Consider the following 21,952-nt stretch of genomic DNA (forward strand, 5'->3'; position numbering starts at 1 on the left):
GTCGCCCGGGGCTGCCTTTGTGCCGCAGTCCCGCTGACGAACGCCGCCCCGCCGTGTTCGTCCACAGCCCGGCCCCGCTGCCCGTGCGTGGCCCGGCCCTGCTCGCCCCCGCGCCCCGTTCCGGTAACCGCCCCGCAGGCCGCCGCGCCTCGCCGCTCACCCCCGTCCGCCGTCAGCCACGCCGCAGTCCGGGCGAGCGCCAACCGCAGGGTGATGCCGTAGCCCTGCTCGGCCTGTTCCGTCAACGCCCGCAGCACCGCACCCGCCAGCAGGTACCCGGTCCCGTGGTCGAGGGCCTGCGCGGGCAGCGCGCCGGGGTGTTCCGGTGAACCCTCGATCGCCGCGATGCCGGTGGCGACCTGCACCAGGCTGTCGAACCCGCGCCGGTCACCCCACGGTCCGTACGCGCCCCACGCCGACAACTGCGCCACGATCACCCCGGGCCGACGGTCGGCCAGCGCCTCGGGGGAGAGCCCGAACCGGTCCAGGGCGCCCGGCCGGTACCCGGTGACGACCACGTCCGCCCGCGCGAGCAACTCCTCGAAGGCGTGCCGGTCGGCGGCCAGTCCTAGGTCCAGCCGGGTCGAGCGCTTCCCGAAGCCGGTGTCCGCGTGCGCGTCCGGATCCTCGGGCAACTGCGGGGCGTCCACGCGCAGTACGTCCGCGCCCAGCAGGGCCAGCGTCCGCGTGGCGATCGGGCCCGCGATGACCCGGGTCAGGTCGAGCACGCGCAGCCCGGCGGCGGGCAGCACCGGGTCGCCGTCGAGCGGCGGGAGCACACGCGCGCGTGCCGTGCCGAGTCGCTCGCGCTCGACGAGCGGTCGCCGGGCCACCGCGACGCCCTGGGTGTGCGCGGCCCACTCCTCCGCCGTCCGCAGCGCGACCGCGAGGCCCCCGGCGCCGTAGACGGTCTCCTCCACCTCCGGCGCGGATCGTTCGGCGAGCGCCTCGGCCACGTCCTCCACCGACGCGTCGCCCGGCAGCTTCAACGCGTCGAGCAGCCGCGCCCGGTGGCGCGGATAGTTCGCGTGGGTACGGACCCAGCCGTCGGCCGTCCGCCAGAACCGTGACAGCGGCGCGAACCCGACCGGCGCCCGCCCGTCGACCAAGAGATGCCGCTCACTGACGAACGCCGTCGCGACGGCCCCGTCGTCCACCCGCACCCTGGGCACCTCCGCGAGCCCGGCTCGCCGAGCCCCCAACCCGGCTGCGGCCAGCGCGCACGCTCCCACGCAGGCCCGCGCCAACTCCCGTACAGGGAGCCGCGCTTGGAGAGCGCCCTGACGCGCGACGGTCGAGACACGTGAGACCAGAGCGGGATCGCCGCCCAGAGCGGCCCATGCCATCTTGATGTCAGTCATGATTGAACTATGCAGTATTGATTCAATCAATATTGGACGTGCGGATATGGATGGCCGTACGGACACGAACGGGCCGGGCGGAGATCCGCCCGGCCCGTGAACAGGTGACCCGTGAACAGATGACGTGTCGGCTACTTCACCGCCCGCAGCGCGTTGACGATGCCGAACCCGTAGAAGCCGTTGACGCGCTTGCCGCCCACGCAGGTGGCGTCCACGACGCCGTCGCCGTTGGTGTCGTACGGGGCGGTCGGGCAGCCCGGATTGTCGGCCTCGGCCTTCAGCAGCGCCTGCAACTGGGCCGGAGAGGCGTGCGGGTGCGTGGACTTGAGCAGCGCTGCCACCGCGGCGACGTGCGGGGTCGCCATCGAGGTGCCCTGGAGGTAGCCGTAGGAGTTGTTCGGCAGGGTGGACAGGATGCGGCCGTTCTTCGACGGGGTGTCCGGGATCTGGAGGGCGTCCCCGCCCGGCGCCGACACGTCGATGACGCCCTTGCCGTAGCTGGAGAAGTACGACTTGGCCTTCTTGACGCCGACGGAGCTCACCGTGACGACGCCCGGCAACTGGGTCGGTACGTCGAAGCACTTGTGCGGGTCGACCGTCCGGGGTGTCGCCGTCGAGTCGTCGGGGCTGGAGTCGTCGACTAGGGCGTCCGAGTCGAGGTCGTCGTTGGAGTTGCCGGCCGCCGCGACATTGAGCGTGCCCTTGCTCTGGGCGTACAGCTGGGCCCTGTTGACCGCATCGACGATGGCACGTTGATCAGGGTCGTCCAGGCAGTTGTACAGCCAAGGATCAACGTAGTAGCTGTTGTTGGTGATCTCCACGCCGTGATCCGCGGCGAACACGAACGCGCAGACCACGCTCTCCGGGTAGAACAGCTGGGTCGAGTCCGGCTCGGCCACCGTGATCCCGGAGACCTTCACGCCCGGCGCGACACCCGCCACACCGATGCCGTTGCGGGCGGCGGCGATCTCACCCGCGACATGCGTGCCGTGGTAGTGGGCGGAGTCCACGGGACGCCAGGAGCCGTACGTCGTGTCCGCCTTGCCACCGACACAGTTCGCGGACTGCGAGGCGGAGAAGTTCGGGGCGATGTCCGGGTGGGTGTCGTCGACGCCGACGTCGATGACGGCGACCGTCACGCTCTTGCTGCCCGGGTTGATCTTCGCGGCCTTGTCCGCGCCGATCGCGGGCAGGTCCCACTGGTCGGCTTCGAGCGGCTCGCTGTCCCCGGCGGCGGCGGAGGCCTTCGCCGTCTTCGCCGCCTGGTCCTTGGAGAGGTACTGCACCGCGCCCTCGTCGGTCGTCGAGGCGAGGCTCAGCGGCGCCGTACGCGTGGCACCCGCCGACTGCACACCGCGCACCGCGCGGATCCGCGCGCCGAAGTCGGGGTTCGCCGAGTGGACGACGATCACACCGATCTTCTCGTACGTCACCACGATGGTGCCGCCGGCCGCATTGATCGCCTTCTTGACCGAGTTGATCGTCCGGTGGTCCAGCCGGGTGTTGACCACATACGCGAGGTTCGGCGCGTCAGCGGTCCGCGCGGTGGTCTCCGCGGCCGGGACCGCCGAGGCCGCGGACGGGAGGAAGCCGAGCGAGGCGGTCAGCGACAGGACGACCGGTACGGCGAGGGCGAGCCGGCGTCTGGGGCGCAGATGAGCCATGGGATCTCCACATCATCCGGAAACGAAACGGCCCGAGACGTGGTGGCGCGCTCGGGCAGATACATCAGGTACATGACGAGTGGTGCAGACCTGAAGCTATCTCCCGCGGCGGCTGGCCAGCAATGATTTCCCAAAGACGACTACCGAAAGAAGTCAAAGGAGTTGAACCGGTCGACGTGTCGCGCCGTGCCCTTGGGCAGGAAGCACCGAGCCAGACCAGAACCCGCAGGTCCGTAACGCGAGGAGACACCGTGGCCACCGAGACACCACCCCCCTCGAAAGCCGAACACCAACTCCCCAGTACCGAGGAGTTCGAACAGGTCCAGGAGAGCGCGGAGTTCGCCGAACTGCGCCGCGCCCACCGCTCCTTCGCCATCCCGGTGACCGTCGCGTTCATCGTCTGGTACCTGCTGTACGTGCTGCTGTGCAACTACGCGGACGACTTCATGGACACCAAGGTCGTCGGCCACATCAACGTCGCCCTGGTCCTGGGTCTCGCCCAGTTCCTGACCACGTTCCTCATCGCCTGGTGGTACGCGCGGTACTCCGCCGCGAAGCTCGACCCCAAGGCCGAAGCCATCAAGTCCCGGATGGAGGGCGGCGCATGAGCCCCACGATCACCCTGGCCGCAGGCGAGGCGAGCCAGCACCGACCGCTGATCATCACCCTGTTCGCGATCTTCGTCGCCGCCACGCTCGTCATCACCGTCTGGGCGGGCCGCCAGACGAAGAGCGCCGCCGACTTCTACGCGGGCGGCCGCCAGTTCACCGCCTTCCAGAACGGCCTCGCCGTCTCCGGCGACTACATGTCCGCCGCGTCCTTCCTCGGTATCGCCGGCGCCATCGCCCTCTTCGGCTACGACGGCTTCCTGTACTCCATCGGCTTCCTGGTTGCCTGGCTGGTCGCCCTGCTCCTGGTGGCCGAACCGCTGCGCAACTCGGGCCGCTACACCATGGGCGACGTCCTCGCGTACCGCATGCGCCAGCGCCCGGTCCGCACCGCGGCCGGCACCTCCACCATCGTGGTGTCGATCTTCTACCTGCTGGCCCAGATGGCCGGCGCGGGCGTCCTGGTCTCGCTGCTCCTCGGTATCACCACCGACGCGGGCAAGATCGGCATCGTCGCCCTGGTCGGCGTCCTGATGATCGTGTACGTCACCATCGGTGGCATGAAGGGCACCACCTGGGTCCAGATGGTCAAGGCCTGCCTGCTCATCGCCGGCGCCCTGCTGCTGACCTTCCTGGTGCTGCTGAAGTTCAACTTCAACATCTCCGACCTGCTCGGCAAGGCCGCCTCCAACAGCGGCAAGGGCTCCGCCTTCCTGAACCCCGGCCTCAAGTACGGCGCCACCGGCACCACCAAGCTGGACTTCATCTCCCTGGGCCTCGCCCTGGTCCTCGGCACCGCCGGCCTGCCGCACATCCTGATCCGCTTCTACACGGTGCCCACCGCGAAAGCCGCCCGTAAGTCGGTCATCTGGGCCATCGGCCTGATCGGCGCCTTCTACCTGATGACCCTGGCCCTCGGTTTCGGCGCCGCGGCACTGATCAAACCCGACGAGATCATCGCCTCCAACAAGGCGGGCAACACGGCCGCACCCCTCCTGGCCCTGCATCTGGGCGGCGTCGACTCCACCTGGGGTGCCATCCTCCTGGCCACCATCTCGGCGGTCGCCTTCGCCACGATCCTCGCGGTCGTCGCCGGCCTGACCCTGGCCTCTTCCTCCTCGTTCGCCCACGACATCTACGCGAACGTCATCAAGCGAGGCCAGGCGACGGAGAAGCAGGAGATGGCCGCCGCCCGCTACGCCACGGTCGGCATCGGCGCCGTCTCCATCCTCCTGGGCGCCCTCGCCCGCGACCTGAACGTCGCCGGCCTGGTCGCCCTCGCCTTCGCGGTCGCCGCCTCCGCCAACCTCCCGACGATCCTCTACAGCCTCTTCTGGAAGCGCTTCACCACTTCCGGGGCCCTCTGGTCGATCTACGGCGGCCTGGTCACCGCGGTCGGACTCGTCCTGTTCTCGCCGGTCGTCTCGGGCAAGCCCGCGTCGATGTTCCCGGACGTCGACTTCCACTGGTTCCCGCTGGAGAACCCCGGCATCATCTCCATCCCCGTCGGCTTCCTGCTGGGCTGGCTCGGCACGATCCTCTCCAAGGAGGAGCCGGACACCGGCAAGTTCGCGGAGCTGGAGGTACGGTCCCTGACCGGCACCGGAGCCCACTGAGCCGCCCCGCCCGGTCCACCTGAGTCCCCCCACCAGGTCCCCCCACGTCGACGGCCGCGTCGTAGATCCCTACGACGCGGCCGTGTCGTACCTCGTGGGATCGGGCCGCTCTCGTTGTCAGAGGCGTCGCGTACGCTCGCAGGTGTCGGAAAACATGCGATCCGAAACGAGGGAGGGGGGCACACGTGCTCATCGACACCTATGGCCGAGTAGCCACCGACCTGCGGGTTTCGCTGACCGACCGGTGCAATCTCCGGTGTACGTACTGCATGCCCGAGGAGGGCCTGCAGTGGCTGGCGAAACCCGACCTCCTCACGGACGACGAGATCGTCCGCCTGATAGACATCGCGGTCACGTCCCTCGGCATCGAGGAGGTCCGCTTCACCGGCGGCGAGCCCCTGCTGCGCCCCGGCCTGGTCGGCATCGTCGAGCGGGTCGCGGCCCTGGAGCCCCGCCCCCAGATGTCCCTGACGACCAACGGCATCGGCCTCAAGCGCACGGCGACCGCCCTGCAGAAGGCGGGCCTGGACCGGGTCAACGTCTCCCTGGACACCCTGCGCCCCGACGTCTTCAAGACCCTCACCCGCCGGGACCGCCTCAAGGACGTGCTCGCGGGCCTGGAAGCCGCCCACGACGCGGGCCTGACCCCGGTGAAGATCAACTCGGTGCTGATGCCGGGCCTCAACGCCGACGAGGCCCCGGACCTGCTGGCCTGGGCCGTGGAGCACGACTACGAACTGCGCTTCATCGAGCAGATGCCCCTGGACGCCCAGCACGGCTGGACGCGCGAGGGCATGGTCACCGCGGGCGACATCCTCACCTCCCTCCGCACCCGCTTCGAGCTGACCCCCGAAGGCTCCGACGAGCGCGGCTCGGCCCCCGCCGAGCGCTGGATCGTGGACGGCGGCCCGCACCGCGTGGGCGTCATCGCCTCGGTCACCCGCCCGTTCTGCGCGGCCTGCGACCGCACCCGTCTCACGGCAGACGGCCAGATACGCAACTGCCTGTTCGCCCGCGAGGAGACCAGCCTCCGCGGCGCGCTCCGCTCCGACACCCCGGACGAGGAGATCGCCCGCATCTGGCGTCAGGCGATGTGGGGCAAGAAGGCGGGCTCGGGCCTGGACGACCCGTCGTTCCTCCAGCCGGACCGGCCGATGTCGGCGATCGGCGGCTGAGCATCCGTCGTAGGCGAAGGGGTCCTACGGGATCTCGGGCTCTTCCCAGTCCTCGAACTTGACGACGTCCTTCAGGAAGCCCCGCACACCGAGGAACTGGGACAGATGCTCGCGGTGCTCCTCGCACGCGAGCCACGTCTTGCGTCGCTCCGGCGTATGGATCTTCGGGTTGTTCCACGCGAGGACCCACACGGCGTCGGCGCGGCAGCCCTTCGCGGAGCAGATCGGGGTCTCGTCACTCACCGGAACTCATGGAATTCGTCTCACAGATGCGCTGATAAAGGCGACGCCGAGCAGCCACGGGGGGAGCTGCCCGGCGTCGGTCTGTCGCTCCGACGGGGGATGCGGAGCGCGTACGAAGTATGTCACGGGTCACCGCTCGCCCGGCACCGGAACAACATGATTGATCTGAGCTTTTCTTGAGCTTGATGCGGAGCCGACGTCCGGTTCTGGCGCGTTCGCCATGGTCACGACCGGTCGTACGGTTCGCCTCCCACGCGGGGTGCCGGCTCGGGCACGACCTCTTCCGGGACGGGTTCCGCGAACGTCCCGTCCGGCCTCGGCGGCGCGATCATCGGCCGCAGCGGCGCGGTGACGAACGTGGACGGAAGCCCCGGCGCGTTCTCCCGCCCGGCGTTCGCGATCACGACGGCGACATAAGGGAGCAGCACACCGAGCACCAACGCGACGATCGCGACGTGCCGTTCGACGTTCCACAGCGCGCAGGCGAGGATCACCGACACCGTACGGACCGACATCGAGATGATGTACCGGCGCTGGCGGCCGCGGATGTCCTCCGCGAGTCCCGTCCGGGCTCCGGTGATCCGGAACACCTGGGCCTTGCCTTCGCCGTGCAGCTTCCGCATCACATTCCACCGTCTGCCCGCATCGGACTCTCCCCGGCCCTCGACCCCGGTTCGCACCCGATCCGGGAACCGGGCCCGACGCGTTCCACGTTACGCCGCGCCTCCGTCGCCTTCGAGACCGGGGGACCTCCGGCCTGGGCGAACGAACTGCGCCGTAGCGCGTATGGCCGTACCCGACATGCGCCGTACGGCGACCGGACCCACACTTGGCGTAATGCTCACGTCGAACGTCGAGCCGTACAAGGAGGCAGCCATGGGCTGGTTGTGGGCGATCATCGTGGGATTCGTGCTCGGACTGATCGCGAAGGCGATCATCCCGGGCAAGCAGCACAGTCCGCTCTGGCTGACCACCATCTGCGGCATTCTCGGCGCCATCGTGGGCAACGCGATCGCCCGAGCGGCCGGCGTCGACGCGACCAGCGGCATCGACTGGAGCCGCCACGCGTTCCAGCTCATCGCCGCGATCATCATCGTCTTCGTCGTCGACATGGCGTACATGGCGACGATCGGCAAGAACAAACAGAGAGCCTGAGGACAGCGCCCCAAAGGGGCGCGGGGAACTGCGCGACCAGCCACGACGAAAGCCGCGGCCCGCAGTCAACCCGCGCCCCTTTGGCGCTTACGCTCCGGTCACCTCGACCGCCGCCAGGTTCTTCTTGCCCCGCCGCAGCACCAGCCACCGCCCGTGCAGCAGATCTTCCTTGGCCGGCACGGCATCCTCCGCGGCGACCTTCACGTTGTTCACGTAGGCCCCGCCCTCCTTCACGGTCCGTCGCGCGGCCGACTTGCTCGCCACCAGGCCGACCTCGGCGAACAGGTCGACGACCGGGCCGAGTTCGGCGACCTGGACGTGCGGCACCTCGGAGAGCGACGCGGCCAGCGTCTTCTCGTCCAGCTCCGCCAGCTCACCCTGTCCGAAGAGAGCCTTGGACGCGGCGGTCACGGCGGCCGTCTGCTCGGCGCCGTGCACCAGCGTCGTCAGCTCCTCGGCCAGCGCGCGCTGCGCGGCACGGGCCTGGGGGCGCTCCTCGGTCTGCCGCTCCAACTCCTCAAGCTCCTCGCGGGACTTGAAGGACAGCATGCGCGCGTACGTGGAGATGTCCCGGTCGTCAGTGTTCAGCCAGAACTGGTAGAACGCGTACGGCGTGGTCATCTCCGGGTCGAGCCAGATGGCGGTGCCCTCGGACTTGCTGAACTTCGTGCCGTCGGCCTTGGTCATCAGCGGTGTGCCATAGGCGTGCACCGTGGCGTCCGGCTCCAGGCGGTGGATCAGGTCCAGGCCCGCCGTGAGGTTGCCCCACTGGTCGCTGCCGCCCTGCTGGAGCGTGCAGCCGTACCTCCGGTAGAGCTGGAGGAAGTCCATGCCCTGGAGGATCTGGTAGCTGAACTCCGTGTAACTGATGCCCTGTTCGGAGTCCAGACGCTTGGCGACCGAGTCCTTCGCCAGCATCTTGTTGACGCGGAAGTGCTTGCCGATGTCCCGGAGGAACTCGATCGCGGAGAGGTTCGCCGTCCAGTCGAGGTTGTTCACCATGACCGCGCCGTTCTCGCCCTCGAAGGACAGGAACGGCTCGATCTGGTGGCGCAGCTTCTGGACCCAGCCGGCGACCGTCTCCGGGTCGTTCAGCGTGCGCTCCGCCGTCGGGCGGGGGTCGCCGATCTGGCCCGTGGCCCCGCCGACCAGCGCCAGCGGCCGGTGTCCTGCCTGCTGGAGCCGGCGCACGGTGAGCACCTGCACCAGGTGCCCCAGGTGCAGCGACGGCGCGGTCGGGTCGAAGCCGCAATAGAACGTGACGGGACCGTCCGCGAGCGCCTTGCGCAAAGCATCTTCGTCAGTGGACAGGGCGAACAGGCCCCGCCACTTCAGCTCGTCGACGATGTCCGTCACGGTTCTCGTATCTCCTTGAGTGGTCTCGTGAATCAATCAGGTACGAGGTTATACGCCCTGACTGACAGAGCTCATATTGAAGTCCGGCACCCGCAGCGCGGGCATCGCGGCCCTGGTGAACCAGTCGCTCCATTCCCTCGGCAGCGTCTTCTCCGTCCGCCCCGCCTCGGTGGCCCGGCCCAGCAGATCCACCGGCGACTCGTTGAACCGGAAGTTGTTCACCTCGCCCACCACCTCGCCGTTCTCGACGAGGTAGACGCCGTCCCGGGTCAGCCCGGTCAGCAGCAGCGTCGCCGGGTCGACCTCGCGGATGTACCAGAGGCAGGTGAGCAGCAGCCCGCGCGCGGTGTTCGCGACCATCTCCTCCAGGGAGCGGTCCTCGCCCCCGCTCAGGATCAGGTTGTCGATCGACGGCGCTACCGGCAGCCCGGTCAGACCCGCGCTGTGCCGACTGGTCAGCAGGTGCTGCAACTCGCCCTCTCGCACCCAGTCGGTGGCGGTCAGCGGCAGCCCGTTGTCGAACACCGACTGGTCGCCCCCGGAGGTGTGCGCGAGCACGAACGGGGCGGATTCCAGGCCCGGTTCGTTCGGGTCGCTGCGCAGCGACAGCGGAAGTTCGGTGAGCTTCTCGCCGATGCGAGTGCCGCCGCCGGGCTTGGAGAACACCGTGCGGCCCTCGACCGCGTCCCGGCCCGACGCCGACCACATCTGGTAGATCAGCAGGTCCGCGACCGCGGTCGGCGGCAGCAGCGTCTCGTACCGGCCCGCGGGCAGCGGGATCCTCCGCTCCGCCCAGCCCAGCCGTACGGCCAACTCGGCGTCCAGCGCCGCCGGGTCGACGTCCTTGAAGTCCCGGGTCGAGCGGCCGGCCCAGGCCGAGCGCGTACGGTCCGGGGACTTGGCGTTCAGCTCCAGCGTGCCGGTGGGCTGGTCGTGGCGCAGGCGCAGGCCCGTCGACGTACCGAGGTAGCTGGTGACCAGCTCGTGGTTGGCGAAGCCGTACAGTTCGCGACCGCCCGCACGCGCGCGTGCGAACGATTCGCCGAGCGCCGGGGCGAAGTCGGCGAACACGGTGGAGGAGGTCTCGCCGGGCGCGTCCGTGAAGTCGGGCGACTGAGGTACGCCCGTGACCAGCGGCTGCGCGTCCTCGGCGGGCGCGGCACCGCGTGCGGCGGCCTCGGCGGCCCGTACCAGCGGCTCCAGTTCCTCCGGGGTGACGGCCGACCGGGACACGACCCCCGAGGCGGTGCCCTCCTTGCCGTCGACGGTCGCGATGACGGTGAGCGTGCGCCCGCGCGTGACGCCGTTCGTGGTCAGCGCGTTGCCCGCCCAGCGGAGGTTGGCGGTCGACTGCTCGTCGGCGATGACGACACAGCCGTCGGCCCGCGACAGTTCGAGGGCACGCTCGACGATCTCGTGCGGCTTGTTCGTACGAGGACTCATCGACCGGCCTCCTGCGTGGTGTTGAGGATGTTGACGCCCGTGAAGAGGGCCGACGGGCAGCCGTGCGAGACCGAGGCGACCTGGCCCGGCTGGGCCTTGCCGCAGTTGAAGGCGCCGCCCAGGACGTAGGTCTGCGGACCGCCGACGGCCGCCATGGACCCCCAGAAGTCGGTGGTCGTCGCCTGGTAGGCGACGTCCCGCAGCTGCCCGGTGATCCGCCCGTTCTCGATCCTGAAGAACCGCTGGCCGGTGAACTGGAAGTTGTAGCGCTGCATGTCGATCGACCACGACCGGTCGCCGACCACGTAGATCCCGCGGTCGACCCCGCCGATCAGGTCCTCCGTGGACAGCCCCGCCGGGTCCGGCTGGAGCGACACGTTGGCCATGCGCTGCACCGGCACATGGCTGGGGGAGTCGGCGTACGCGCAGCCGTTGGAACGCTCGAAGCCGGTCAACTTGGCGATGCGGCGGTCGAGTTGGTAGCCGACCAGGGTGCCGTCCTTGACGAGGTCCCAGGACTGGCCCTCGACGCCCTCGTCGTCGTAGCCGATGGTCGCGAGGCCGTGCTCGGCGGTGCGGTCGCCGGTGACGTTCATCCGCTCGGAGCCGTACTTGAGCTTGTTGAGCTTGTCGAAGGTGGCGAAGGAGGTGCCGGCGTAGGCGGCCTCGTAGCCGAGCGCGCGGTCCAGTTCGGTGGCGTGGCCGATGGACTCGTGGATCGTCAGCCACAGGTTGGACGGGTCGACGACGAGGTCGTACAGGCCCGCCTCGACGCTCGGCGCCCGCATCTTCTCCGCGAGCAGCTCGGGGATCCGGGCCAGCTCCTCGTCCCAGTCCCAGCCGGTGCCGGTCAGGTACTCCCAGCCGCGGCCCACGGGCGGCGCGATGGTGCGCATGGAGTCGAACTCACCGCTCGACTCGTCGACCGACACCGCGTTCAACTGCGGGTGCAGCCGGACGCGTTGCTGCGTGGTCACCGTCCCGGCGGTGTCGGCGTAGAACTTGTTCTCGTGCACGGTGAGCAGCGACGCGTCCACGTGGTTGACGCCGTCCGCCGCGAGCAGCCGTGCGCTCCAGTCCGCCAGCAGCCCCGCCTTCTCCTCGTCGGGCACCGAGAACGGATCGATCTCGTACGACGAGATCCACGTCCGCTCCTCGTGCACGGGCTCGGCGGCCAGCTCGACCCTCCCCCACTGCCCGAAAGGCGTGGGAGGTGCCCCCGCGTCCGACCCGGCCGCCTTGATCACCTGGGCGGAGAGCTTCGCCATCGCCACCGCCTGCGAGGCGACCCTGGCGGCGGCGTCCATGCTCAGGTCCACGCCCGACGCGAACCCCCAGGTGCCGCCGTGCACGACCCGCACCGCGTACCCGAGGTCGGTGGTGTCCGACGTACCGGCGGGCCGGGCGTCCCGCAGCCGCCAGGACGCGCTGCGCACCCGCTCGAACCGGAAGTCCGCGTGCTCCGCGCCGAGGGCACGCGCGCGTGCCAGTGCGGCGTCGGCCAGGGCCCGTAGCGGAAGTGCCGTGAAGGCTTCGTCGATGGAATGGGGCACGGAGGTCTCCCTGCTGTCGTGGCCTGTCGGGTCCGATCATGTCGCGCGAGCGGGTGCGGGGACCACACGTTTCCGCGCTGCGTCGGCACTTTCTGTAGGGACCCGACAGCGAGTCCCGTAAGCCACTGTCGGTGCCCGATTGTCCGCCGGACGGGGCGGACCGATAGGTTTTCGATAAAGCCGCCTGTCAACCAGGTGTACCGGGCAGGCGTGCAGGACCGCTATCGAAAGGGTGATCCGTTGAGCCGCTCGGTTCTCGTCACCGGAGGCAACCGGGGCATCGGCCTCGCCATCGCCCGTGCGTTCGCCGACGCCGGCGACAAGGTCGCCTTCACCTACCGCTCGGGAGAGCCGCCGGCCGCCCTGCTGGAATTGGGCTGCCTGGCCGTGAAGTGCGACATCACCGACTCCGAGCAGGTGGAGCAGGCCTACAAGGAGATCGAGGCCGAGCACGGCCCGGTCGAGGTCCTGATCGCCAACGCCGGCGTCACCAAGGACCAGCTCCTGATGCGCATGTCCGAGGAGGACTTCACCTCGGTCATCGACACGAACCTCACCGGCACCTTCCGCGTCGTCAAGCGCGCCAACCGCGCGATGCTGCGCGCCAAGAAGGGCCGCGTCGTGCTGATCTCGTCGGTCGTCGGCCTGATGGGCGGCCCCGGCCAGTCGAACTACGCCGCCTCCAAGGCCGCCCTCGTCGGCTTCGCGCGCTCCCTCGCCCGTGAGCTGGGCTCGCGGAACATCACCTTCAACGTCGTCGCGCCCGGCTTCGTCGACACCGACATGACCAAGGTGCTCACCGACGAGCAGCGCGAGGGCATCGTCAAGCAGGTGCCGCTCGGCCGTTACGCGCAGCCCGAGGAGGTCGCCGCGACGGTGCGGTTCCTGGCCTCGGACGACGCCTCGTACATCACTGGAGCCGTCATCCCCGTAGACGGCGGACTGGGAATGGGTCACTGATCACCATGAGCGGAATTCTTGAGGGCAAGCGCGTCCTGATCTCCGGTGTGCTGCTGGAGTCCTCCATCGCCTTCCACGCCGCCAAGCAGGCCCAGGAGCAGGGCGCCGAGATCATCCTGACCGCGTTCCCGCGGCCCACGCTGACCGAGCGCATCGCCAAGAAGCTCCCCAAGCCCACCAAGGTCATCGAGCTCGACGTCACCAACGACGAGCACCTGGCGCGTCTCGCCGACGTCGTGGGCGAGGAGCTGGGCGGCCTCGACGGTGTCGTGCACTCCATCGGGTTCGCGCCGCCGGACGCGCTCGGCGGCAACTTCCTCAACACGCCGTTCTCGTCGGTCGCCACCGCCATGCACGTCTCGGCGTTCTCCCTGAAGTCGCTGACCACGGCCTGCCTGCCGCTGATGCAGAACGGCGGCTCGGTCGTCGGCCTCACCTTCGACGCGTCCTTCGCGTGGCCGCAGTACGACTGGATGGGCCCGGCCAAGGCCGCCCTGGAGGCCACCAGCCGCTACCTCGCCCGCGACCTGGGCAAGCAGAACATCCGCTGCAACCTCGTCTCCGCGGGCCCGCTCGGATCGATGGCCGCCAAGTCGATCCCCGGCTTCAGCGAGCTGGCCTCCGTGTGGGACAACCGCTCCCCCCTGGAGTGGGACCTCAACGACCCGGAGCCCGCCGGCAAGGCCATCGTCGCCCTCCTGAGCGACTGGTTCCCGAAGACCACCGGCGAGATCGTCCACGTGGACGGCGGCCTGCACGCCATCGGAGCCTGACCTCCCGGCCCGGCCTCTCCCACGGCGTCGACGCCCCGTTTCCCGCACCGCGCGGGGAGCGGGGCGTCACCCGTTCGGCCCCTCCGGCCGGGCGGGGGCGGGGCACAACCGCGCACTCTGGATTACGCGTTCACCACGCGATTCCCTCCCCAGCACTGCCGAGGAGGTTTCCCTTGTGCGTCTGTCCCGCAGCCTGGCCTCAGTGACCTTCGCCGTCGCGCTCGTCATCTCCCTGGCGTACGAGGCGATGCCCCACGCACGCGTGGAGGCCCGAAAACCGGCCCCACCCCAGCTGTTCGGCGCCGACTGCCGCACCGCCGTCCATGGCTCGCACGTGATCGCGTACTGCCACAACCCGTATCCCCGGACCGACCGCGTCAGCCTGCACATCGAGTGCGACCGCTGGTGGGACATCGACAGCGACGGCATCGCGACCGACGCCGGCCCGGCGCAGACCGTACGGCTCACCGGCCGCTGCTGGGAGGACGTCCGCGCGGTGTGGGTCAGCCACCAGAAGCGGGCGAGCTGAGTCTCCCCGGGCGGCACACGAACGGATAGCCCGCGGCCTCCGCCCCGGCCGCCCGCGCGTCACCCGTGCGGATCGCGTCCACCAGCCGCGTGTGGTCCATGTACGTCTCCGGAGTCAGCGCCTCGCCGACGTCCGCGCGCAGCCACTCCCGCAGGACCTCGCCCAGGTCGGCGTACATCGCCGTCATGACGTCGTTGTGGGAGGCCGCCACCACGGCCATGTGCAGGGTCGCGTCGGCCGTCACGAAGGCCTCCGTGTCGCCCGATGCCCACGCCTCCTCCCGTCGTACGAGGAGGGCGTCCAGCTGCTTGAGGTCCTTCTCGGTGCGCCGCTCGGCCGCCAGTTGCGCCGCCGCCGACTCCAGCGTGGAGCGCAGTTCGGCGATGTGCCGGGGGTCGGCGTCCGCGAAGCGGCGGTGCATCACCCCGGCCAGCTCGCTCATCGCCACGACGTACGTTCCGGAGCCCTGGCGGATGTCCAGCAGGCCGTTGTGCGCGAGCGCGCGGACCGCCTCGCGGACCGTGTTGCGGGCGACCCCGAGCTGCTCGACCAGCTCCGGCTCCGTCGGGATCCGGGAGCCGACCGGCCACTCGCCCGAGGTGATCTGGTTCCGCAGTGAGGCGATGACCTGCTCGGACAGCGCCGAACGACGGGGATGGCTCAGGGGCATGGCACACCTTCGCATGAGCGGGGCGGGAGCGGGCCACCCGGGGATCGACAACCAATCATCCCATCATTCTATGATGGGCAGCATGGCAAGCGAGGAAACCCGGACACTGAAGTCCACGACGAACGTCAGCGGCAACGCCGGCAGCTCCGCCGCGAGCGACTCCCCGGTGCCGACTGGGGAGCAGACCGGGAAAGCGTCCACGCACGCGTGGACGACGCGTCTGCTCGTCCTCGGCATCGTGCTGGCCGCGCTGAACCTCCGCCCCGCCATCACCAGCCTCGGCGCCCTCCTCGAAGAGGTCCGCGACGGGCTCGGTATGAGCGGCAGCGTCGCCGGACTGCTCACCTCCGTACCCCCGCTGTGCTTCGCCGTCTTCGGCGTCATGGCCCCGCGCCTCGCCCGCCGCTTCGGCCCCGCCGCGGTGGTCTGCGCGGGCATGGTCCTCATCACCGCGGGCCTGCTCATACGGCCCTACATAGGCGGCACGACCGGCTTCCTGGTCGGCAGCGCGCTCGCACTCATGGGCATCGCGGTCAGCAACGTCCTCATGCCGGTGATCGTCAAGCGCTGGTTCCCGGACCGGGTCGGCTCGATGACCGGCCTGTACTCCATGGCCCTGGCCCTCGGCACGGCCTCCGCCGCCGCGGTCACCGTCCCCATCACCGATGCCCTGGGCGGCAGTTGGCGCTCCGGCCTCGCCGTGTGGGCAGCCCTGGCCGCCGCGGCCGTACTGCCGTGGATCGCTCTCGTACGACACCGGGAAGCGCCCTCGGGACCGGAGGCAGCCGGGGAACAGCGCTCCCGCGCGCGGGGCGCCGAGCAGGCGCAGCCGGTGCTGCGGATCACCCGCAGCCGTACCGCGTGGGCGCTCGCCGTGTTCTTCGGGCTCCAGGCCACCGCCGCGTACATCACGATGGGATGGATGGCGCAGATCTTCCGGGACGCGGGGGTCTCCGCGGGCACCGCGGGGCTGTTGCTGGCCGTCACCATGGTGATGGGCGTGCCCCTGGCGTTCGTCATCCCGCGCGTGGCCACCCGGCTGCCCCGGCAGGGCCCGATCGTGATCGCCCTCGGCGTCTGCGGCCTCGCCGGATACGCGGGCCTGTACCTCGCGCCGGCCGGCGGCGCCTGGGTCTGGGCGGTACTGCTCGGCATCGCCAACTGCTCCTTCCCGCTGGCCCTGACGATGGTCGGGATGCGGGCCAGGACCGGTGCGGGCGTCGCCCAGTTGTCGGCCTTCGCGCAGAGCACCGGGTATCTGATCTCCATCCCGGGGCCGCTCCTGGTCGGGGTGCTCTACCAGCACAGCGGCGGCTGGGGGCTGCCGATCGCCCTCATGGCCGGCCTGATGATCCCGCAGATGGCCGTGGGCGTCCTCGCGGGCCGCAACCGCACGGTGGAGGACGAGGCGGCCCGCTGAGCCCGCCCGGGGGCCGGCCGACCTCACCCCGCTGGACCTCACCCCGGCGGATCCGGTGCGGACGAAGGGTGTAAGACTTGCTATATGCCAGTGCTCGACCCGAACCCCCAGAACGGTCAGAAGAAGATGCTGCTCGTCTTCGGCTCGTTCTTCGCCATCTTCATCGTGATCGCCATCATCGCGACGATCGCGTCGCCCTGACGGTCGCTTTTCCGCGACCGTGTGCGTGCCTCCGCGGGCCGATGGTGGGGTTGTCCCCACCATCCCCTAGGGGGTGAGGCTCAGGGTCAAGTGGGTGGATCTCCGGATGGGTTGGGGGCCGCGCGTTCCGTAACTTCGAGGTGTGACCGCGAGAAGCGGATCGCGGACCACTCGGAGACCAGCGGAGGCATCCATGTCGGCCCCTACGCACACCCGGCCCCACCCGGCGACCACGGGCGGCGTCGACATCAGGCTGCCGTGGTGGGCCCTCGCCCTGCCGGCGCTCGCGTTCGTCGTGCTGCTCGTGATGATGCTCAACCCGACCGACGCGCAAGCCGCCGCCTCGGACCCGATGATCACCCATTTGTTCGAGCGCGTGCAGCAGCTCATAGTCCGCTGAGTACCTGCTGAGCACCTGCGGAGCCGCCCCGTCAACTCCCTGCGCCCCATGGCCTGTTTCATGCGAAGCTGGATCCCATGAGCGTCGCAGAATCCCGCAGGATCGTCCTCTTCCGGCATGCGAAAGCCGACTGGCCCCAGGTGACCGATCACGAGCGGCCGCTCGCTGAGCGGGGCCGCCTGGACGCGGCCACCGCCGGAAGCAGATTGGCCGACACCGGCATCCCCTTCGATCTGGCCCTCTGCTCCACCGCGGTCCGGACCCGGGAGACCTGGAAGCTCGCCGTCCACGAACTCGCGCACCGGCCGAAAACCGTCTACGAGGAACGGCTCTACGAAGCCTCTCCCGGCGAGCTGATCGCGGTGCTGAACGAGACGCCGGACGACGCGCGGAACGTGATCCTCGTGGGCCACAACCCGAGCGTGCAGGGCCTGGCCGAGATCCTCCCCGGCGTGGAGACCGGTACGGGCAGTGGAGCGGACACCGAAGCGGACACCGAAGCGGACACCGGTGCGGGCAGCGCCGAGGCTCGCGAATGGCTGAAGCAGCGTGGGTTCGCGGCTGCCGGCTTCGCCGTGCTGTCCTTCACCGGTTCCTGGAAGGCGCTGGAGCCGGGTGTGGCGACGCTGGACGACTACTGGGCGCCGTCGGAGTAGTCCACGTTCCACGTGTCCAAGTCCAGGTAGTCGAACCGACCGCGCACGACAATCGGAACCGACCAAGCACGACAAGGGGCCCGGCACCGTGCGGTGCCGGGCCCCCGAAGGTAGGGAAAGTCGTCCGGGATCAGTCCTCGTCGTGCGTGTCCGCGGCCTCGACCTCTTCGCGGGTGACGCCCAGCAGATACAACACGGTGTCGAGGAACGGCACGTTCACCGCGGTGTGCGCGGCCTGCCGTACGACCGGCTTCGCGTTGAAGGCGACACCGAGACCGGCCGCGTTGAGCATGTCCAGGTCGTTGGCGCCGTCGCCGATCGCCACGGTCTGCGCGAGCGGCACGCCCGCCTCGGCGGCGAACCGGCGCAGGAGCCGTGCCTTGCCCGCGCGGTCGACGATCTCGCCGGTGACCCTGCCGGTCAGCTTGCCGTCGACGATCTCCAAGGTGTTGGCCTGGGCGAAGTCGAGCCCGAGCCGGTCCTTGAGGTCGTCGGTGACCTGGGTGAACCCGCCTGATACGACGCCGACTTGGTAGCCGAGCCGCTTGAGCGTACGGATCAGGGTGCGGGCCCCCGGCGTCAGGCGCACCTCGCTGCGCACCTTGTCGACGACCGAGGCGTCCAGCCCTTCCAGCAAGGCCACGCGTGCGTGCAGCGACTGCTCGAAGTCCAGTTCCCCGCGCATCGCGGCGGCGGTGACCGCAGCGACCTCGTCCTCGCAGCCGGCGTGCGCGGCGAAGAGTTCGATGACCTCGTCCTGGATGAGCGTGGAGTCGACGTCCATGACGACGAGCCGCTGAGCCCGCCGGTGCAGCCCCGCCGCCACGACGGCGATGTCGACGCCGAACGACGCCGCGTGGGTGACGAGGGCGGTGCGCAGGGGCTCGGTCTCCACGCCGGACACCGCGAACTCCACTGCTGTCACGGGGTACTTGGCGAGCCGGAAGATACGGTCGATGTTGCCGCCGGCCTTGGTGATGCGGGCGGCGATCGCGGCGGTGGACTCCGCGGTGAGCGGGTGGCCGAGCACGGTCACCAGCGAACGCCCGAGCCCACGCGGCCGGTTGTCGCCGAGGCCGGAGATGATCTCGGCCTGCATCTTCATCGACTCGGCCCAGCTGTGCACGGTGGCCCGCAGATCCCCTTCGAGCCCGGCGGGCGGCGGGGTCACGAGTGCGCACAGCACCATCCGGCCACGCGTGACGACCTGCTCGATGTCGACCACGTCGACGGAGTAGGCGGCGAGGGTGTCGAAGAGTCCGGCCGTGATACCCGGCCTGTCCTTGCCGAAGATCTTGACGAGGAGAGTGGGGACGTCAGAGGTCTGCGAAGCGCTCATGATGCACCCACCGTATCCGGCACGGAGTGCCTTATGCCGCAGAGGTCCGCCCAGCGGACACGGAACAGTGGGTGTCGGGTCGGTGGCGCGAACCTTACGGAGCGATCACGGAGGGGCGGGGTGGCGGTCAGGAGTGGGCTTGGGGCGGTCTTGAGCGGGCTGATGAGCGGTCGGAAGGTGTGTTGATGTGATCGTGCTGAGTGTGTGCGCCGATCGGGAATTGGCTGGTCATTGAGTGGGGGACTGGTGCGGGGCCGGACGCGAGGGATACGTCCGGACGGGTGGGGCGCCGGGAACGGGGCCGTTGGCCCACGGCGACGCCGCCACCCGCACTCAGGAGGGCGTCGCCCCCGGCCACGGCTCATCCGATGCCGGGCAAGGTCCGCCGGGGACCGAAGAGGACTCACCCGACGCGTACGTGGATCACCGACGACCCTTGGGCTTCCCCGGAGGCGGCGGCGCTGCTGGCGGAGGCGGAGGAGGTTGCTGCCCACCGTCCGAGTCGTCCTCCGGCCAGTCCCGCGAACGCGAACCGGGCCGACGCCGAGGCGGTCGTGACGGCGGCTCGTAGGACTGGGCCATGGTCGGAGCGCCGTACATGTCGGCGGGCGGCGAAGGGATGCCGGGCGCCTGCGGGCCGTCGTAGGGGCGAGTACCGGCGTCCGGCGAGACGGCTCCACCCGGCTGTGAACTCCCGGAGTACGGGCCAACTCCACCAGGCCCTACGGCTCCGGGTGCCGGACCGCCCCCGAACTGCCCGGCGTTTCCCGGAGGTTGAGGGGCATGGCCGGGCCGCGAACCTCCGCCAGGCGGCCGACCACCTCCCTGAGGCGACCCCGCATCCGGCGGCCACCCAGGTCCACGGGACCGAGCCCCACCACCCGGCCCTGCACCGCCGGCCCCGGAACCACCCGGCCCCGCCCCACCAGAACCCGACCCTCTAGGCCCCGCCCCACCCTCTTGCCCCGGCGACTTACCGCCAGGCCAAGCTCCACCGGGCGGCGCCGGCCTACGGTCCTCCGGTTGCCGTAGCTCATCGGGCAGTTGCAGATACGGGTTGGTCGCAGGGTTCGGCGGCCGGTACGGCGAACTCGGCACGTAGGGCCCCGGGTCCCCGGCGCTCTCCGGATGCCCTTCATGTCCCGCAGCCTGCGCATGTTCCGGATAGCCCGGCTGCCCCGGCGCCCAGGGATCCGCCCCCGTCCCTGAACCCGGCGTCGCCCTCAAGTCACCCCGTGCCAACCCCGAAGCGTGCCTCCCCGCAGCCCCGGTCGCATACGCGAGCAACCCCCCGACACCCCCCGCCCCCGCCCCCCACACCGCACCCAGCACCAACGCCATCCCCAGATGCCCATGCAGCTCGATCCCCGCGCCGAACGCGTCGAACCCCAGCACCGACAGCGACGCGTCCACCGACACGTCCGTCAGCCACGCGAGTAACGGCAACGTCAGCGCGGTCACGATTCCCAGCCGCAAGGCACACCGCCCGGCAAAACCGAGGGCCCCCGGATTCGCCGAGTCCGCACCACCACGACCACCGGTACCACTCACCCCCACAGGCGTCCGCACCGCCGTCAACACCCCCGCCAGCAGCATCATCAACGCCGCCGCGACCCCCAACAGCCAAACCCGACCGTCCAGTTCGGCCAGTCGCCCCAGCGTCACGGGCTGGTCGGACTTCGCGCTGAGGAGTTGGTCCAGGGGGTGGGGGAGGAGCTTCGCGAGTTCGCCCGTCGCCCTGCCGTCCCAGGGGACGAAGAGGCCGATCGGGATGCCGAGCCAGACCCCGTTGGGGGCGCCCAGCAGGGCCGCGCCGCCGATGCGCTTCGGGTGGTCGTCGCCGATCGCCGCGTACGCCGCCGCCGCGAGGCCCGCCGCCACCGCGACCAGCAGGACCGCCACGAGCGCGGACGCGGCCGGGCGTACGACGCGGTGGACGGCCTCCCAACCGCGCGGCAGAGGAGTTCGGCGGGATGCCAGCAGGGCGATCAGCAGGATGCCGGCCGACCAGCCCAGGCCGCCCAGCAGGGTCGGCGCCGTGTCGACCGTGAAGCCGACCGCCGCCTTCGCCTTGACCAGGTCACTGATCTTGCCCGGGAGCAGTCCGCCGATGTCCCCGATGTCGCCGAGGCCGGGGATGTTCACGCCGCCGCCGCTACCACCGCCTGTCAGTTTGTCCAGGCCCAGCTTGCTTCCGTCGATCGTGATGACGTCGTGGCCCGCCCAGGCCAGCCCGCCCAGCATCGCCACGAAGAGCGCGATCACCGAGCCCGCGCGCGCCAGGAGTTCGGCCGGGGCGATCACAACTCCGGCCGCCCGCAGGGATCGTAGGAAGAAGTACGACAGGAGGAGGGCGCCCACCAGGCTCACGCCCAGCGGGGTGATCGTCACCGCCGTCGTCGCCTGGGCGCCGGTCAGGCCGAAAGCCGACACGTCGCCGGTCGGGGTGACCGAGCCGCCCGCTCCGAGGGCCACCACCGCCGCGGTCATCGGGCCGAGCGAGCCCGTCGCGTCGGCGCCCAGCAGGTGCAGGCCGAGCGCGGCCGTGCCCGCCATGCCGATCAGGGCCCAGCTCACCGCCGCGATCGCGGACAGCAGGACGTCGATCCAGGGCACCCTCGTGTCGTAGCTCGCCGTCCTGACACTCGTCGCTGAGTTCATGGCAGACCCCCCGATCCGCGGCGCGGTGCGGACACCACGCATGTCCCCCTCGCGTGGATTACCACTCTCCGGGCCGGTTTCAACCCCGTCAACGGAACCGACGGAAGCGTATGGACGTGGTCTTCACAAGGCCCGACTTTCGGTCAGGGGGTGCAGCCTGAAATAGTTC

The 21,952-nt window shown here is 70.2% G+C and carries 20 protein-coding genes and 1 pseudogene; 11 read left to right on the top strand and 10 right to left on the bottom strand.

The genetic code is table 11. The features are described from left to right. Positions 1-140 precede the first annotated feature (140 nt). Both OG226_RS37235 and OG226_RS37240 read right to left on the bottom strand, forming a co-directional pair. Positions 141-1,361: pseudogene (locus OG226_RS37235) on the bottom strand (CoA transferase); the annotation flags it as partial. A gap of 131 nt (positions 1,362-1,492) precedes the next feature. After that, the gene (locus OG226_RS37240; protein WP_328684177.1) at positions 1,493-3,025 is read right to left on the bottom strand and encodes a S8 family serine peptidase; all 1,533 of its coding nucleotides are present in this window, start codon (positions 3,023-3,025) and stop codon (positions 1,493-1,495) included. A 251-nt stretch (positions 3,026-3,276) separates the two neighbouring features. Here OG226_RS37240 and OG226_RS37245 point away from each other — a divergent pair, with 251 nt between their 5' ends. The 3 genes from OG226_RS37245 to moaA all read left to right on the top strand — a co-directional run bounded on the left by OG226_RS37245 (position 3,277) and on the right by moaA (position 6,424). Beyond that, complete coding sequence (locus OG226_RS37245; RefSeq protein ID WP_327405067.1) at positions 3,277-3,633, top strand: DUF485 domain-containing protein; 357 nt, start codon at positions 3,277-3,279, stop codon at positions 3,631-3,633. Continuing rightward, entirely contained in the window at positions 3,630-5,249 is a 1,620-nt protein-coding gene (locus tag OG226_RS37250) for a solute symporter family protein (RefSeq protein WP_328684178.1), read from the top strand. The genes OG226_RS37245 and OG226_RS37250 overlap by 4 nt, the downstream gene beginning before the upstream one ends. A gap of 185 nt (positions 5,250-5,434) precedes the next feature. Beyond that, positions 5,435-6,424: a GTP 3',8-cyclase MoaA gene (moaA, locus tag OG226_RS37255; RefSeq protein WP_328684179.1), complete on the top strand. Its 990-nt coding sequence runs from the start codon at positions 5,435-5,437 to the stop codon at positions 6,422-6,424. A 24-nt stretch (positions 6,425-6,448) separates the two neighbouring features. Here the strand turns inward: moaA and OG226_RS37260 are convergent, their stop codons facing one another. Both OG226_RS37260 and OG226_RS37265 read right to left on the bottom strand, forming a co-directional pair. Next, positions 6,449-6,667, bottom strand: a complete 219-nt coding sequence (locus OG226_RS37260) for a hypothetical protein (RefSeq protein ID WP_327405070.1) — start codon at positions 6,665-6,667, stop codon at positions 6,449-6,451. Between the two features lie 224 nt (positions 6,668-6,891). Then, positions 6,892-7,290 (bottom strand): DUF3099 domain-containing protein, encoded by a 399-nt coding sequence (locus tag OG226_RS37265; protein ID WP_329351300.1) that lies wholly within the window; start codon positions 7,288-7,290, stop codon positions 6,892-6,894. A gap of 253 nt (positions 7,291-7,543) precedes the next feature. Here OG226_RS37265 and OG226_RS37270 point away from each other — a divergent pair, with 253 nt between their 5' ends. After that, positions 7,544-7,822, top strand: coding sequence for a GlsB/YeaQ/YmgE family stress response membrane protein (locus tag OG226_RS37270; RefSeq protein WP_043685229.1), 279 nt, complete (start codon positions 7,544-7,546; stop codon positions 7,820-7,822). Between the two features lie 87 nt (positions 7,823-7,909). Here the strand turns inward: OG226_RS37270 and tyrS are convergent, their stop codons facing one another. From tyrS to OG226_RS37285, 3 genes are read right to left on the bottom strand one after another with little or no spacing between them, the layout of a single operon-like run. Then, positions 7,910-9,178 (bottom strand): tyrosine--tRNA ligase, encoded by a 1,269-nt coding sequence (tyrS, locus tag OG226_RS37275; RefSeq protein ID WP_328684181.1) that lies wholly within the window; start codon positions 9,176-9,178, stop codon positions 7,910-7,912. 48 nt (positions 9,179-9,226) lie between these two features. Then, positions 9,227-10,621, bottom strand: coding sequence for a metallopeptidase TldD-related protein (locus tag OG226_RS37280; RefSeq protein WP_329351302.1), 1,395 nt, complete (start codon positions 10,619-10,621; stop codon positions 9,227-9,229). Then, complete coding sequence (locus OG226_RS37285; protein ID WP_329351304.1) at positions 10,618-12,174, bottom strand: TldD/PmbA family protein; 1,557 nt, start codon at positions 12,172-12,174, stop codon at positions 10,618-10,620. Before OG226_RS37285 ends, OG226_RS37280 begins: the two co-directional genes overlap by 4 nt. Before the next feature lie 240 nt (positions 12,175-12,414). Between OG226_RS37285 and fabG the strand changes: the two genes are divergently transcribed. From fabG to OG226_RS37300, 3 genes are all read left to right on the top strand, one after another. Next, a complete protein-coding gene (fabG, locus tag OG226_RS37290; protein WP_327405075.1) occupies positions 12,415-13,134 on the top strand; it encodes a 3-oxoacyl-[acyl-carrier-protein] reductase in 720 nt (239 codons plus the stop codon). Positions 13,135-13,139: 5 nt separating this feature from the next. Further along, entirely contained in the window at positions 13,140-13,907 is a 768-nt protein-coding gene (fabI, locus tag OG226_RS37295; protein WP_328684184.1) for an enoyl-ACP reductase FabI, read from the top strand. A gap of 175 nt (positions 13,908-14,082) precedes the next feature. Beyond that, entirely contained in the window at positions 14,083-14,436 is a 354-nt protein-coding gene (locus tag OG226_RS37300; RefSeq protein WP_329351307.1) for a hypothetical protein, read from the top strand. Here the strand turns inward: OG226_RS37300 and OG226_RS37305 are convergent. Next, positions 14,411-15,106, bottom strand: coding sequence for a FadR/GntR family transcriptional regulator (locus OG226_RS37305; protein ID WP_328684186.1), 696 nt, complete (start codon positions 15,104-15,106; stop codon positions 14,411-14,413). The two genes, OG226_RS37300 and OG226_RS37305, sit on opposite strands and share 26 nt — an antisense overlap. An 82-nt stretch (positions 15,107-15,188) precedes the next feature. Between OG226_RS37305 and OG226_RS37310 the strand changes: the two genes are divergently transcribed. The 4 genes from OG226_RS37310 (at position 15,189) to OG226_RS37325 (ending at position 17,783) form a co-directional block, all read left to right on the top strand. Further along, a complete protein-coding gene (locus OG226_RS37310; RefSeq protein ID WP_443066941.1) occupies positions 15,189-16,526 on the top strand; it encodes a CynX/NimT family MFS transporter in 1,338 nt (445 codons plus the stop codon). A gap of 84 nt (positions 16,527-16,610) precedes the next feature. Continuing rightward, positions 16,611-16,727: an SGM_5486 family transporter-associated protein gene (locus OG226_RS37315; protein ID WP_088245544.1), complete on the top strand. Its 117-nt coding sequence runs from the start codon at positions 16,611-16,613 to the stop codon at positions 16,725-16,727. 193 nt (positions 16,728-16,920) lie between these two features. Next, a complete protein-coding gene (locus OG226_RS37320; RefSeq protein WP_328684188.1) occupies positions 16,921-17,127 on the top strand; it encodes a hypothetical protein in 207 nt (68 codons plus the stop codon). Positions 17,128-17,204: 77 nt separating this feature from the next. After that, complete coding sequence (locus OG226_RS37325; RefSeq protein ID WP_329351311.1) at positions 17,205-17,783, top strand: SixA phosphatase family protein; 579 nt, start codon at positions 17,205-17,207, stop codon at positions 17,781-17,783. A gap of 130 nt (positions 17,784-17,913) precedes the next feature. Here the strand turns inward: OG226_RS37325 and serB are convergent, their stop codons facing one another. Together serB and OG226_RS37335 are read right to left on the bottom strand one after the other, a co-directional pair. After that, entirely contained in the window at positions 17,914-19,122 is a 1,209-nt protein-coding gene (gene serB, locus OG226_RS37330) for a phosphoserine phosphatase SerB (RefSeq protein WP_328684190.1), read from the bottom strand. A gap of 423 nt (positions 19,123-19,545) precedes the next feature. Next, entirely contained in the window at positions 19,546-21,783 is a 2,238-nt protein-coding gene (locus tag OG226_RS37335; RefSeq protein ID WP_329351312.1) for a streptophobe family protein, read from the bottom strand. Positions 21,784-21,952 lie beyond the last annotated feature (169 nt).

Source organism: Streptomyces sp. NBC_01261, assembly GCF_036226385.1.
Lineage (GTDB): Bacteria > Actinomycetota > Actinomycetes > Streptomycetales > Streptomycetaceae > Streptomyces.

Excerpts from the sequence above, each read along its gene's own strand:
- OG226_RS37240 (WP_328684177.1), bottom strand. The coding sequence starts at position 3,025 with ATGGCTCATCTGCGCCCCAGACGCCGGCTCGCCCTCGCCGTACCGGTC.
- OG226_RS37250 (WP_328684178.1), top strand. The coding sequence starts at position 3,630 with ATGAGCCCCACGATCACCCTGGCCGCAGGCGAGGCGAGCCAGCACCGA.
- OG226_RS37265 (WP_329351300.1), bottom strand. The coding sequence starts at position 7,290 with ATGCGGAAGCTGCACGGCGAAGGCAAGGCCCAGGTGTTCCGGATCACC.
- OG226_RS37270 (WP_043685229.1), top strand. The coding sequence starts at position 7,544 with ATGGGCTGGTTGTGGGCGATCATCGTGGGATTCGTGCTCGGACTGATC.
- OG226_RS37280 (WP_329351302.1), bottom strand. The coding sequence starts at position 10,621 with ATGAGTCCTCGTACGAACAAGCCGCACGAGATCGTCGAGCGTGCCCTC.
- fabI (WP_328684184.1), top strand. The coding sequence starts at position 13,140 with ATGAGCGGAATTCTTGAGGGCAAGCGCGTCCTGATCTCCGGTGTGCTG.
- OG226_RS37305 (WP_328684186.1), bottom strand. The coding sequence starts at position 15,106 with ATGCCCCTGAGCCATCCCCGTCGTTCGGCGCTGTCCGAGCAGGTCATC.
- OG226_RS37310 (WP_443066941.1), top strand. The coding sequence starts at position 15,189 with ATGGCAAGCGAGGAAACCCGGACACTGAAGTCCACGACGAACGTCAGC.
- OG226_RS37315 (WP_088245544.1), top strand. The coding sequence starts at position 16,611 with ATGCCAGTGCTCGACCCGAACCCCCAGAACGGTCAGAAGAAGATGCTG.
- OG226_RS37320 (WP_328684188.1), top strand. The coding sequence starts at position 16,921 with ATGTCGGCCCCTACGCACACCCGGCCCCACCCGGCGACCACGGGCGGC.
- OG226_RS37325 (WP_329351311.1), top strand. The coding sequence starts at position 17,205 with ATGAGCGTCGCAGAATCCCGCAGGATCGTCCTCTTCCGGCATGCGAAA.
- serB (WP_328684190.1), bottom strand. The coding sequence starts at position 19,122 with ATGAGCGCTTCGCAGACCTCTGACGTCCCCACTCTCCTCGTCAAGATC.
- OG226_RS37335 (WP_329351312.1), bottom strand. The coding sequence starts at position 21,783 with ATGAACTCAGCGACGAGTGTCAGGACGGCGAGCTACGACACGAGGGTG.